The sequence below is a fragment of the Peribacillus frigoritolerans genome, assembly GCF_001636405.1.
GTDB lineage: Bacteria > Bacillota > Bacilli > Bacillales > DSM-1321 > Peribacillus > Peribacillus frigoritolerans.
On sequence record NZ_KV440950.1, the window covers coordinates 1,640,348 to 1,653,042 of the forward strand.

14 protein-coding genes and 2 riboswitches are annotated in these 12,695 nt (G+C 41.1%); of the genes, 7 read left to right on the forward strand and 7 right to left on the reverse strand.

Annotated elements, in window-relative coordinates; all coding sequences use genetic code 11:
- Positions 1-69 precede the first annotated feature (69 nt).
- Positions 70-510, reverse strand: a complete 441-nt coding sequence (locus tag A6755_RS08055) for an SRPBCC family protein (RefSeq protein WP_063590381.1) — start codon at positions 508-510, stop codon at positions 70-72.
- A 43-nt stretch (positions 511-553) separates the two neighbouring features.
- Entirely contained in the window at positions 554-1,030 is a 477-nt protein-coding gene (locus A6755_RS08060; RefSeq protein WP_217349287.1) for an SRPBCC family protein, read from the reverse strand.
- A 239-nt stretch (positions 1,031-1,269) separates the two neighbouring features.
- A riboswitch (PreQ1 riboswitch) is annotated at positions 1,270-1,312 on the forward strand.
- 50 nt (positions 1,313-1,362) lie between these two features.
- Between A6755_RS08060 and A6755_RS08065 the strand changes: the two genes are divergently transcribed.
- Both A6755_RS08065 and A6755_RS26985 read left to right on the forward strand, forming a co-directional pair.
- Entirely contained in the window at positions 1,363-1,905 is a 543-nt protein-coding gene (locus A6755_RS08065) for a VUT family protein (RefSeq protein ID WP_063590382.1), read from the forward strand.
- Between the two features lie 21 nt (positions 1,906-1,926).
- Positions 1,927-2,073: a hypothetical protein gene (locus tag A6755_RS26985; protein ID WP_153246159.1), complete on the forward strand. Its 147-nt coding sequence runs from the start codon at positions 1,927-1,929 to the stop codon at positions 2,071-2,073.
- Positions 2,074-2,518: 445 nt separating this feature from the next.
- Here A6755_RS26985 and A6755_RS08070 read toward each other — a convergent pair whose 3' ends face one another.
- A complete protein-coding gene (locus A6755_RS08070; protein ID WP_034309385.1) occupies positions 2,519-2,839 on the reverse strand; it encodes a PadR family transcriptional regulator in 321 nt (106 codons plus the stop codon).
- 310 nt (positions 2,840-3,149) lie between these two features.
- On the opposite strand from A6755_RS08070, the gene A6755_RS08075 reads away from it, so the two are divergent.
- Positions 3,150-3,896, forward strand: coding sequence for an alpha/beta hydrolase (locus A6755_RS08075; protein WP_034309382.1), 747 nt, complete (start codon positions 3,150-3,152; stop codon positions 3,894-3,896).
- Positions 3,897-3,996: 100 nt separating this feature from the next.
- Here A6755_RS08075 and A6755_RS08080 read toward each other — a convergent pair whose 3' ends face one another.
- Positions 3,997-4,701, reverse strand: coding sequence for a DUF421 domain-containing protein (locus A6755_RS08080; protein ID WP_063590383.1), 705 nt, complete (start codon positions 4,699-4,701; stop codon positions 3,997-3,999).
- Positions 4,702-4,914: 213 nt separating this feature from the next.
- A riboswitch (purine riboswitch) is annotated at positions 4,915-5,015 on the forward strand.
- A gap of 177 nt (positions 5,016-5,192) precedes the next feature.
- On the opposite strand from A6755_RS08080, the gene A6755_RS08085 reads away from it, so the two are divergent.
- The gene (locus A6755_RS08085) at positions 5,193-6,386 is read left to right on the forward strand and encodes a nucleoside transporter C-terminal domain-containing protein (protein ID WP_063590384.1); all 1,194 of its coding nucleotides are present in this window, start codon (positions 5,193-5,195) and stop codon (positions 6,384-6,386) included.
- 55 nt (positions 6,387-6,441) lie between these two features.
- On the opposite strand, the gene A6755_RS08090 is transcribed toward A6755_RS08085, so the two are convergent.
- The 3 genes from A6755_RS08090 to A6755_RS08100 all read right to left on the reverse strand — a co-directional run bounded on the left by A6755_RS08090 (position 6,442) and on the right by A6755_RS08100 (position 8,724).
- Entirely contained in the window at positions 6,442-7,584 is a 1,143-nt protein-coding gene (locus A6755_RS08090; protein WP_063590385.1) for a CAP domain-containing protein, read from the reverse strand.
- Between the two features lie 39 nt (positions 7,585-7,623).
- A complete protein-coding gene (locus A6755_RS08095) occupies positions 7,624-7,929 on the reverse strand; it encodes a hypothetical protein (protein ID WP_063590386.1) in 306 nt (101 codons plus the stop codon).
- 423 nt (positions 7,930-8,352) lie between these two features.
- On the reverse strand, positions 8,353-8,724 hold the full coding sequence (locus A6755_RS08100; RefSeq protein ID WP_034309370.1) for a winged helix-turn-helix transcriptional regulator: 372 nt from the start codon (positions 8,722-8,724) through the stop codon (positions 8,353-8,355).
- Positions 8,725-8,912: 188 nt separating this feature from the next.
- Between A6755_RS08100 and A6755_RS08105 the strand changes: the two genes are divergently transcribed.
- The 3 genes from A6755_RS08105 to A6755_RS08115 all read left to right on the forward strand — a co-directional run bounded on the left by A6755_RS08105 (position 8,913) and on the right by A6755_RS08115 (position 12,574).
- Positions 8,913-10,118, forward strand: coding sequence for an MFS transporter (locus A6755_RS08105; protein ID WP_034309369.1), 1,206 nt, complete (start codon positions 8,913-8,915; stop codon positions 10,116-10,118).
- Positions 10,119-10,291: 173 nt separating this feature from the next.
- The gene (locus tag A6755_RS08110) at positions 10,292-11,134 is read left to right on the forward strand and encodes an aldo/keto reductase (protein WP_063590387.1); all 843 of its coding nucleotides are present in this window, start codon (positions 10,292-10,294) and stop codon (positions 11,132-11,134) included.
- Between the two features lie 411 nt (positions 11,135-11,545).
- On the forward strand, positions 11,546-12,574 hold the full coding sequence (locus tag A6755_RS08115) for an NADH:flavin oxidoreductase/NADH oxidase (RefSeq protein ID WP_063592488.1): 1,029 nt from the start codon (positions 11,546-11,548) through the stop codon (positions 12,572-12,574).
- The last annotated feature ends 121 nt before the right edge of the window (positions 12,575-12,695 follow it).

The following is a 12,695-nucleotide window of genomic DNA, read 5'->3' on the forward strand; positions in this document are numbered from 1 at the left end:
ATTATGCCATTTGTTTCACCAGTGTTGCAAAGGATAAACCCCCAGTTTATTGAGGGTTTATGCAATTTATTAAAAAACTAATGATGCTCTCAAAGTAGTAACGCCATTTTCTAAATAACCCTTTAAACAGGTTAATGTATATACCCAACCTTCTTTTTGTCCGATCATTTTGTTTATTATTTCAGGGTCGTCTTCACTCAATCCTGATTCGTTCACTTCAATGATCGTACTCGTTTTATCCAACTCTTTTAGTGTAATGGCAACAATCGTTTCTTGATCATTTCCGCCCCATGCAAACACGATTTTCCTATCTTCCTCTACTTCCAATACATGAATGACCACTTCTGCATCGTATTCATTGTATCTCAATGTAGGCGTCCGGCCTTTTTCCCATCTTTCCGAACTCGATGAGAACCAGAAATTCCCGATTTTTTCAGGATTCACTATGGCTTCAAACACTTCATTCGTTGGCTTGACGATCTTGAATTTCGTGATTATTTGAGTATCCATAACTAACTCAACTCTCTTTCGATTTGTTTTTATTGTTTTCCGTTTAATTATCCCAGTCTACTGATATGAGCGGCAGGGTCCGTCCAGTTTCAAGCAAGCTCTTCAGGTTACTTAAAAGGGCTGGCCATCCATTATTCAAGCCTTCAAAGGTATTGTCATCATAGACGAAATCTGTCTCCAATAGCTCCTCATGCCTAAGAGTTAACTTCACAGTCGAATCATCCATTTTCAGTAATTCAAAAGTGACCCGTGTAGGCTGCTCGCGGGGTGTTTGGTCTCCTGCCATGATCCATGTAAACGAAAGCAGGTGCAACGGCTCGCATTTAAGTACATGCCCATGATCGGTAATCCGCCCATCATCCAGCAAATATTTAACGGCTGACCCTTCTTGCCAGTCAGACTTTACTTGTAATCCGAAGTGGTATTTCTTCGTGACTTCACCACTCGTCAAGGCTTCCCAAAGCTTCTCTGGTGTAGTTGCGATATAAATAGGATAGACAAACGTAGTTTTTTTCATCATTCTTTTTCTCCTCGCCAAATAAAGTACATGACTCTATCTTTGATTTTCAGCTTTTGTATACAGCCGGTCAAGCAGTTTTATGCGACAGAAATCGGCAAAAGGGGGAAACAGGGCCATTGAAATAAATGGCCAAATCAATCGGTTTCAGCGAATACATACTAAAATCGACGGTATGGAAACTTCTTGATTTCCAACCGCTTTCAAGCTACGATGAATAAGGAAAATGATAATCCGCCCGGGCGGAAGAGGTTCTAGCTACCCTCTCAAAAAAACTAAGGAGAACAGGGCTCTTTCTTAGGGTGCTGTTTTTTCTGTATAAGGAGAATTAAGAAATGTTAAGAATTTTATTGTATTTAGTATCCATCATCACGGCGAATGTGGTTACAGCAGCTTTTGCGCCATTACATTTTGGCATGTTCATCATCCCGATGGGGACATTGCTCATCGGGGGAACCTTCATCTTCCGAGATCTGGTCCAGAATAAATTCGGCCGCACGAAGACCTATATATGCATCGTCACTGCACTTATTTTATCTGCATGTGTATCATTTTTATTAGGAGATACGTTACTGATTGTGTTTGCTTCCGCATTATCCTTCGTGGTCGCAGAAACAGCGGATACGGAAATTTATACCCGTTTAAAGCTCCCGATGAGTTGGAGGGTGTTTTACAGCGGGATCGTTGGAGGATTTTTCGATTCGGTGATATTTGTCGTGATTGGCCTAAGTCCTCTGGGTGCCGATATATTGCCATGGGAAGCGGTACCCGCTGCGGTCATCGGGCAAATCATCGTTAAAACGATCATTCAGTCCATTGGTGCCGTATTGTTGGGACGAATCAACGTAGAACTGGAGAAACGTGTAGTCTCCAGTTAAATGCTAGGAGGGATGCACTCGATGGATGGAACCAAAAAAGAAGAAGAAAAATGCTATTGCCTCGAAGCCTTTCGTGAAAAATATGGCCCGCATGTACAAGGGGAATGCATGAAGCTCTCCTGCGCCAATTATCGCAAGCATAAAGGAATTGACAAAAAAAGGACCTGATTTGGTCCTTTTTTTGCGTGATTGAAGTGACTCACGAGTAAACAGTGCGAATTCACGAGTAAAAGTGCAAAACTCACGAGTAAACGTGCGAAACTCACGAGTAAATAGTGCGAACTAAGTGTACAGTGCGAATTCACGAGTAAAACAGCAAAACTCACGAGTAAACAGTGCGAAATCACGAGTAAAAGTACAAAATTCACGAGTAAACAGTCCAAACTCACGATTAAATAGTGCAAACTAAGTGTACAGTGCGAATTCACGAGTAAAATAGCAAAACTCACGAGTAAACAGTGCGAAACTCACGATTAAATAGTGCGAACTAAGTGTACAGTGCGAATTCACTAGTAAACAGTGCGAAATCACGAGTGCTGCATGAATTAGCGAGTAAAACAGCAAAAAAAGCTTCTGGGCCGTTTCATTAAGTACAGAAAGCTTTTTATTTGGTTTAGAATTGCTCTGAACTTTTTCGAACTAATTTTTCCAGGAAGAAAAAGCATTCGCGTTTCCGCTCAAGTTCGGTTTGTCCATTTTCGGTGACATGATAATATTTCCTGCGGCCTGATTCGGACTCTTTCCAATGTCCTTTTATGAATTCTTTTTTTTCTAATCGTTTAAGGGCAGGGTAGAGGGTGCCTTCACTTATTTCATAGTTGCCCTTGCTCATTTGCTTCAGGATTTTCGTTATTTCATAGCCGTAAAGCTTTTTTTGCGAAAGAAGTGAAAGCAAAAGGAGGTCAATGCTTCCCTTCATTAATTCTTTATCCATATAAAATCTCCTCCTTTTCATTTTTAAAGTGTAATACGTTGTACATCGTATCACAAGGTGCATTTTACTTTTCTTAAAAAAAATGGTTAAATGACGATTGCTAAATAAATTTAATCATAGTAAAATGTGCTTCGGAACGGATGAGTTGTGAAGAGTGTGGTAAGGATACTATATATATGATTTAATTGTTTTAATGAAAATACGGAATAGGATAGAAGAATCACTACTCAAGGGGTATTAATTGATTTTTTTTCGAAAATCATTTAGATTCTATTTATCAACAAGAGCAAAGAAAGAAGGTCCTAGATAGATGAAAGTGAAAGCACCTGAGTCATTCACATATATAGGTGGAAAGAGAGCAGTTCTTCTGCTTCACGGGTTTACCGGAAGTACAGGAGATATGAAGAAATTAGGGAAGTACTTAAATGATCTCGACTATACTTGCCACGGACCTCTTTATAGTGGGCACGGAGTATCAGCCGAGGAACTTGCTAAAACTGGTCCAAAGGAATGGTGGGGAGATGTAGTCAATGGCTATAATTTCCTAAAAGAAGAAGGCTATGAGGAAATTGCAGTTGTAGGAATTTCTTTAGGGGGAGTGTTCTCATTAAAAGTGGGAATTGAATTGCCTGTAAAAGGGGTAGTTTCAATGTGCGCTCCGACGCAAGGAAAAAGTATCGATCGACAAAAGAACCGCTTGCTCAATTATGCACAGGCGTATAAAAAGTTTGAGGGCAAAGATGCAGACCAAATTGCTGCAGAAGTGAAGTTGCTTGAAGAAGAGCCAATGCCTCAACTAAAAGATGTGTTGAACATTATAAATGAGACAGGTGAAAATTTAGATTTAATCACATCTCCAACTCTTGTTCTGCAAGGGCGTTTGGATGATCCAGACTATACGGAGAGTGCTACAGCGATTTTCAATGAAGTCGATACACAGCATAAACACTTGATTTGGTATGAAAAGTCTGGCCATATTATCACATTGGGCAAGGAACGTGAACAGGTGTATGAAGATGTGTATAAGTTCTTGAATACACTGAATTGGTCGGAGTAATAAGGATATATTTGATCCCCTTTAAGTTGAACGTGTAAAGCCTACAGTCGTAAGTAGGCTTTACACGTAACTTAAAGGGGATTTTATTTTGGCTGCAAATCTATTTGTAGAAAAAGACCTTTAAGGTATCGTTATTATCAAGAGTTGCCAATAAGATATCATTCACGTCGGCATTATATGTTAATTTGATTCTGTTTTTCAGCCATGCTTCGTCTTTACCGCCCCGGTTCAATTCTTTAGAATCAATCTTTCCCTCTTTAATAATCGTTTTAGGAAAAGTGAAGGCATTTGTTGCCAGGTGCATATCTGCTGGGGTTACTGCTTCATATTGGGGATCTAAAAACAATGAAATGGTACCGCCCGGTTCCCATAGCGCGAGGGATACTTTTTGAATATCTTCGACTTTTTCCTTTCTTAATTCCGATAATAAAACATCGATGGAGATTCTGGCCCTTGCTAAGCTTTTGTAAATGATTTGTCCATTTTCGATAAGCGGAAAGGGATCTGAGTCAAAAAACCTTCGGAGTTTCCCCCACTTAAGGCTTGCAAACACACTAATTATATATAAAATGACCAATACACTGGTTGTTATCATGGAGCCCTTCAAACCTAACCGTTCATCAGATAAAGGGTGGGCAAGAATGTTTCCAATAATTAAAGCCATTATGAAATCAAGTAATCTTAATTGCGAAATGGACCGTTGCCCCATCAATTTAACCGATAGAAGCAAGAAGAAGAAGGAAATAATGGCTCTTAAGATCCACTGGATTGCAGTAAGAGTTTCCTGGCTATTAAAAAAATCCACAAAAATTCACGTCCTAATTTCCAATAAAGGAGAAGTAATGGGCCTCTTTAGAGGGGGCCGTGTATAGTTTTAGCCGGCTCCTTCATAAGTATTACCCACATTGGCCCTTCGGAGACTTTATAGACTGTTTTCGAAAAATTTATATTAATATAACAACTTTAAAACGTATTGTAATTAAAAATAAACTGATTTAAAATGATATCTTTCCTGAGAAATTTATTTAAAAAATATCCTTGTATAATATCAGTGACAATGGTCTGATAGTTTCTACCTGGCAGCCGTAATGCCGGACTACAAGGAAGTATGAAAATAGAAGAGATGAACAGGTTAATGTTGGTTCGCTTGAAAAAAGCTTGATCCTAAAAAACATGCTTCGATGAAAGCTCTTACTTTTTCACACTTTCTTGCTGCGGCTGAAGGTGTAAAAAAGGTAAGGGCTTTTTATATAAAAAAAACGAATGGGAAATGATATAGCTAAAGGGGATGAAAGCATGTATTTCTTATTGAATATACTAGGTGTTTTAGTGGTAATGGGCATCGTTTACCTTTGTTCACCTAATAAAAAGAACGTTAAGTGGAAAGCCATTCTTACCTTGCTGGTTCTTGAATTGCTTATCACTTGGTTCATGTTATCGACAAAAATAGGGGCGTGGGTCATCAATCTGATCGCTTCATTCTTCACCTGGTTGATTGAATGTGCGAATGAAGGGATTTCTTTTGTCTTTCCTTCGCTTATGGCAAATGAACAAGTGGACTTCTTTTTCAGCGCATTGATGCCGATTATCTTCATTATCACGTTTTTTGATGTTTTATCGTATTTCGGTATACTTACGTGGATCATTGATAAAGTGGGATGGCTCATTTCAAAAGTATCCGGTTTGCCGAAACTTGAGAGTTTCTTTTCGATTCAAATGATGTTCCTCGGAAATACCGAGGCACTTGCCGTACTCCGCCTTCAACTTAGTGCGATTAAGGATCAGCGTCTTTTGACATTTGGAATAATGAGCATGAGCAGCATCAGTGGTTCAATCATTGGAGCCTACCTGTCCATGGTACCGGCAACCTATGTTTTTGTAGCGATACCTTTGAACTGCTTAAATGCCTTGCTGATAGCTAATATGCTGAATCCCGTCGATGTCAGTAAAGAAGAAGACGTCGTTTATGTACCTTCTAAAGAAGAACGTAAAGATTTCTTTTCCACCATTTCCAACAGTATGTTGGTTGGGGCCAAAATGGTCTTCGTCATCATGGCAATGGTTATCGGCTATGTGGCGTTGACGGCTAGCGTAAACGGCATTTTCGGCTTCTTCGTGGATGGATTGACCATTCAAAAGATTTTCTCTGTCATTTTTAGTCCATTTGCATTCCTGCTAGGATTAACTGGACATGATGCCATGTATGTCGCTCAATTGATGGGAATCAAGCTTGCCACGAATGAGTTCGTTGCCTTGCTCGATTTAAAGGATAAAGTCAGTACACTGCCTCCGCATACAGTAGCCGTGGCTGTCACTTATTTGACGTCATTTGCCAACTTCAGTACAGTGGGCATGATCTACGGAACATTCAATTCCATCCTCAATGATGAGAAATCTAACATTATCGGAAGGAATGTTTGGAAGCTGTTGGTTAGCGGGATGGCTGTTTCCCTGTTAAGTGCCATGGTCGTTGGATTATTCGTTTGGTGATTTAAAATGGGCATCTGAAAAAAGCTGTGCAGGATTTTCCGTGCACAGCTTTTTCTTATTTCGTCAAATAGTTCTCTGTATAATATGGTTTATTTTCCTTATCGAAGGCGACTCCGACACCAAGGGATTCAAAATCTTTCTGTAATTTGTTTTCCCTGTGTCCAATGGAATTCATTAGGCCTTCATGGGCAAAGATACTGCTATTCTGACCGGCAGCCAGGTTTTCCCCCGCCATTCGGAACTTGATTTTGTCATCTTCCATCCGGTCAAAAGGGGATTCCCCTTCAAGGTTTGTATGGTTGAAGTATTGATTCACGGCCATATCTGCACTATGATCCTGGGCAGTGACCTTCACTCGTTTATCCCATGTTAGCACGGAGAGATCATGATTGACCCGTGATGCATTGGTCAAATCGAATAATTGATATTCAAAGCCCTTCTTTAATCCGGGGCCGGCTTCTGCAAAATAGCCGCTCTTTTGCTTTTCGAGTTTTGCGTCGATGATTTGGATTGCCGTGACTGTATTTTTCTCATGTTTGTCATAAAAAATGGTCACATAGCTATTATCCATTTCGAACATATCGTATTCGCCGCCGTCACTTCGAATCTGGTAATAGACGTTTCCTTTAAGCAGTTTTGTTACTGGCTCCGCCATTTTTCCCGTCACGGTTTTTTTGGGTGTACCGCGTTTAATGCCTTCCTTTGAGGAAATCAAATCTTGGTTCGTATATAAACCAACAACTTTATTGTTGTTATCGTAGGCAACCATGAAGAAGTTTTGATAATTTTCGTGATAGGCAAACCAGTCCACGCCATATTCATTCCGCGTATTCCGCTTAGCTTTACCAGCCATTTTTTCTACATCATCCTTCGTGTCGCCAATTTCGATATTACGGACTGAAAAGGATGCATCAGCAGGTGCTTCCAGTGCCGGTTTTTTCACTTTTTCCGTTTCCTGAGATTCTTTTTCAGAAGCGGTATCCAATGTTTCCGTCAGCGAGCCAATCAGGCTGCTGACTCCAGTACTCAGTTTTTCCAAGGCTGTCGTAACCTCGGGCCCGTTTATAAATGAACGAACATCTGATGCAAAGGCACTAACCCCCGCTTTGAATCCAGATTCCTGAATATCTTTACCATATCCATACCATAATCCAGAGAGTAGGAGTATGAGGACCACAATATTAAACAATTTACGCAAATCGTTCACTCCTGCTCTATCCAGGATATAGAATCCCGATTAATGAAAGACCATCTGCAGCATACTTAAAACAGGTGGGGCACCTAACAAAAATAGTGAACACAAAATGAGTATTTGCGAGACCATTTTTGGAAGCTTTTCCTTCCCTTTTCCCGAATACCAGCCACTGAACTGAAGTTTATTTCTATACCAGACGAATAATAAAAGCAGTATCGCAATCGAGCCTAGCCAGCCATACTGAGTCACTCCCATGTTTATATATATGCCGTTTACAATGGCCGAAATGATTGTTCCGGCTATCCCGAATATTAATATGATGCGTAACAATTCTAATAAGACTTTCATATGTCACTCCTTGGTTTCCCCATTATACTTCGTCGATTACAAAATAAAAAATTTAAATGTTTGGTTTTACATATTATACCAAAAATAAAGGTGGGAATAAAACAGGTAGCTCTTTCGAAGGTGAAGTTTTCGTTATTAGTTAGGCTGTTTTCACATACTTTGTTGCTATTTACCAGGTAGTGAATTGTGGTTGATTTCCCCTCCAGATGCTCGCTTTCCGCGGGGCGGGTGGTGAGCCTCCTCGGCGTAAACGCCTGTGGGGTCTCACCTGTCCCGCTGCTCCCGCAGGAGTCTCGCACTTCCGCTCCAATCAACCTTAAATAGTTTCGTTTTAAAAACAACAATCTTTACGAAAAGAGCCATTAGTTAAGTCTTTATAAACAAAAAAAGATTAGCCATTGCGCTAATCTCTTTCATTTGGGATTACTTTAATTGATCATTCAAGACACTTTCCTCGAGAACGGAAAACTTATCACCATACACCCTTGTTATGTGGTTTTCCCCCCATGTACATAGTGCGGATAGGATACTTTCCAGGCTTTGTCCATACTCACTTAATTCATATTCCACTTTTGGAGGGACTTGGTTGTAAACGATCCGGTTGATGACTTCGTCCTTTTCCAACTCCCTCAACTGTTGGGTCAACATTTTTTGAGTGATGTTAGGCATAAGGCGCTTCAATTCACTAGTCCGCTTTTTCCCGTGGGTCAGATGGCAGAGGATCACGCATTTCCATTTTCCGCCCATTACTTCAAGTGTCGCTTCTACGGATATATTGTATTTCTTTTTTTGCATGATTTGCATACTCTCCTTATTTTATAGGTACTAAAAGGTGCCTATATCACTTTAAAGTACGTACTGTTTTTTATTTGCATTATATCTCATAATAACATTTGCACACCGAATTCCACTGTACCAATTATAAAAAAAGTTGCTCAGGCAATTTCAATGATAGTACAAAATGACAAGAAGGAGAAGAGGATATGATTTCAAATAAAAATAGAAGTACATGGGCATTGCTGGCTTTAGCGATCAGTGCCTTTGCGATTGGAACAACTGAGTTCATCAGCGTGGGATTATTACCACTCATTTCTAAGGATTTACACATTACAGTGACGACGGCGGGACTGACAGTGTCCTTATACGCTTTGGGGGTCATGTTCGGGGCACCTATCCTGACATCACTGACATCGAATATGTCGCGAAAGACTTTATTGCTTTGGATAATGGTCGTGTTCATTATCGGAAATGCATTAGCGGCTTCTGCGACCACGGTCGGTGTATTATTGATCGCACGTGTCATTTCAGCGCTTGCACATGGTATCTTCATGTCAATCGGCGCTACGATTGCCGCTGATTTGGTCCCTGAAAACCGCAGGGCGAGTGCCATCGCCATCATGTTTACAGGTCTGACGGTGGCAACGGTGACCGGAGTTCCTTTTGGAACATTCATCGGTCAGCAATTCGGCTGGAGATTCGCTTTCATCATCATTGTGGCAATCGGCTTGATCGCTTTCATCGGAAACGGCATCCTAGTCCCATCAGATTTAAGAAAAGCGGCACGGACCACTTTCCGTGACCAAATCAAATTGGTGACGAATGGGCGTTTGCTGCTAGTATTCATCATTACAGCGTTAGGGTATGGCGGTACATTCGTTGTCTTCACGTACCTGTCGCCATTACTTCAGGAAGTGACAGGGTTTAAAGAAGGAACCGTGGCCTTGATTTTGTTAATATATGGAGTAGCCATAGCGATAGGAAATACCCTTGGCGGGAAATTCGCCAATCGCAATCCTATTAATGCCCTATTCTATATGTTTCTTATTCAGGCCATTGTACTTGTGGTATTGACTTTCACGGCACCGTTCAAGGTAGCTGGTTTAATTACGATCATTTTAATGGGATTGTTTGCATTCATGAATGTTCCGGGGCTTCAAGTGTATGTCGTCATGTTAGCGGAGCGTTTCGTGCCGAGTGCAGTGGACGTGGCGTCAGCCATCAATATTGCCGCCTTCAATGCGGGTATCGCCATTGGTGCCTACTTAGGAGGGGTGATAACGGATTCGATTGGATTGATCCATACAGCGTGGATAGGTGGAGTCATGGTGTTTGCAGCAGTGATTTTAACAGGATGGAGCCGGGCCCTGGAAAGTAAAGACCGTACCAAGGGAACGGACAAAATAGCATAGGGTTAAAAAAGTGATGCATCTTAGAAAAATTATACTATGCGTATAGGGTATCAATGAAAAGTATCATTGCATCCCTTCAGTGAATGATGGAAGGTTCCCTGAAGGGATGTAATGATACTGATACTAATAGCGCATTACAATCTATAAAAACAATCATTTGGAGGTAGAGTATTATGGTGAAAAACTTACAAGATACAACTACATTGCATAACGGCGTCAAAATGCCTTGGTTCGGATTGGGCGTATTTAAGGTGGAAGAAGGACCGGAGCTGGTAAATGCAGTTAAAGTGGCCATTAAACATGGTTATCGCAGCATCGATACGGCTGCCATTTATGAAAATGAAGAAGGGGTCGGACAAGGGATTCGTGAGGGCTTAAAAGAAGCTGGAATCTCAAGGGAAGACTTATTCGTAACATCAAAAGTCTGGAATGCCGATTTAGGCTATGAATCGACAATTGCAGCTTACGAAAAAAGCTTACAGAAACTTGGCTTGGAGTACCTGGATTTATATCTTATCCATTGGCCAGTGGAAGGAAAATATAAAGAAGCTTGGAGAGCGTTGGAAACTCTATATAAAGAAGGAAAAGTGAAAGCGATCGGTGTGAGCAATTTCCAGATTCACCACCTAAAAGATTTAATGGAAGATGCAGAAGTGAAGCCGATGGTCAATCAAGTGGAATGCCATCCGCGTTTAACTCAAAAAGAAGTTCAGGCATTCTGTAAGGAACAAGGAATACAACTTGAAGCATGGTCTCCTTTGATGCAAGGTGAACTTCTTGATAATGAAGTTTTACAAGCTATTGCAACCAAGCATGGCAAATCTGTTGCACAAGTCATTTTACGCTGGGATTTACAAAATGGGATTGTAACGATTCCGAAATCAACTAAAGAACATCGTATTGTCGAAAACTCAACTGTATTCGATTTCGAATTGACTGAAAAGGAAATGAACCAAATTGATGGATTGAATCAGAATCACCGTGTTGGGCCAGATCCTGATAATTTCGACTTTTAATTATAGGAAGGAGAGGGACGGGATATCCTTCTGAGTATATAGACTAAAAAGGACCTATCTTTTAACACAAAGTTGATTGGAATGTAAGATGCGAGACTCCTGCGGGAAAAGCGAGTCAAAGGGAGACCCCGCAGGCGCTTGCGCCGAGGAGGCTCCCGGACCGCCCGCGGAAAGCGAGTGTCTGGAGTGAAAATCAACATTCATATTACACTCCCTTTATAAAAATGTAGGCAATCTTAATTTATTCCAGTTTGTCCACAGTCAGGGGACGGGATATCCGTCTTTCTCTTTTTTTATGGATTTCGCACGGAATTTACACTGAAAGCTTCGGGAATCCGATTAGTTGACACAGTATTACTGGGATGATATAAATGCATGTGCATGCATTATATAAAAAGGAGATGAAGAATGATGAATGATTTATTTTCACCTTATCGCATAAAAGAACTTGAACTTAAAAATAGGATCGTCATGCCGCCGATGTGCCAATACTCCGTCGAAGCCGAAGATGGTATACCAACGAACTGGCACCAGCAACATTATGTAAGCAGGGCAGTTGGAGGCACGGGGTTAATAATAGTGGAAATGACCGATGTGGAGCCTGATGGGCGCATTTCGAATCGCGATCTTGGATTATGGTCCGACGATCAAATTGGTGCTTTCTCCAACATCGTTAAGGAAGTTCATCAATACGGTGCAAAAATCGGGATACAAATTGCCCATGCAGGCCGTAAAGCGGAGGATGCGGAACCGCCGGTGGCACCCTCAGCCATTGCGTTTGATGAAACGTACAAAACCCCAAGAGCTTTAGAAACGGAAGAAGTGAAGGAAATGGTCGATAAATTCCGGGCATCGGCCAGAAGGGCAGTTCAAGCAGGATTTGACGTAATCGAATTACATGGTGCACACGGGTATTTAATCCACCAATTCACATCACCGCTTACGAATAAACGTGATGACGAATATGGAAGAGACCTGACTAAATTCGGAGTGGAAGTCATTAAAGCAGTGAAAAGCGAAATGCCTGCCGACATGCCTTTAATCATGCGCATTTCTGCAAAAGAATACGTTGAAGGCGGATATGGTATTGAAGAAAGCATTGCATTTTCACAAGTCTTTAAAGAAGCAGGCGTCGATATGTTCCATGTAAGCTCTGGAGGAGAAGGCCCGATTGGAGCAGGCGGAAGACCTGGTACCCATGCCAGCTATCAAACTCCGTTGGCCAGGGAAATCAAAAAAGCTTTGGATATTCCGGTGATTGCTGTAGGTAGATTAGATGATCCGATTCTTGCAAATTCAATCATTGGCAATGAAGAAGCGGATTTGGTCGCTGTCGGCAGAGGAATGCTGCGAAACCCTTATTGGGCACTTGAAGCATCCAAAGCTTTGAATATAAAAACGGAGATCCCTAAACAATATCAACTGGGATTCAAGCATTGATACCGATTTTTAAAACGCCGGCGAATATTATATTCGCCGGCGTTTTTTCATTCAGTGCATGAGGGGATTTGCATTCGCGAATCCATTACGTGATGTTTGACTGGAAATTTTGCTATAATGA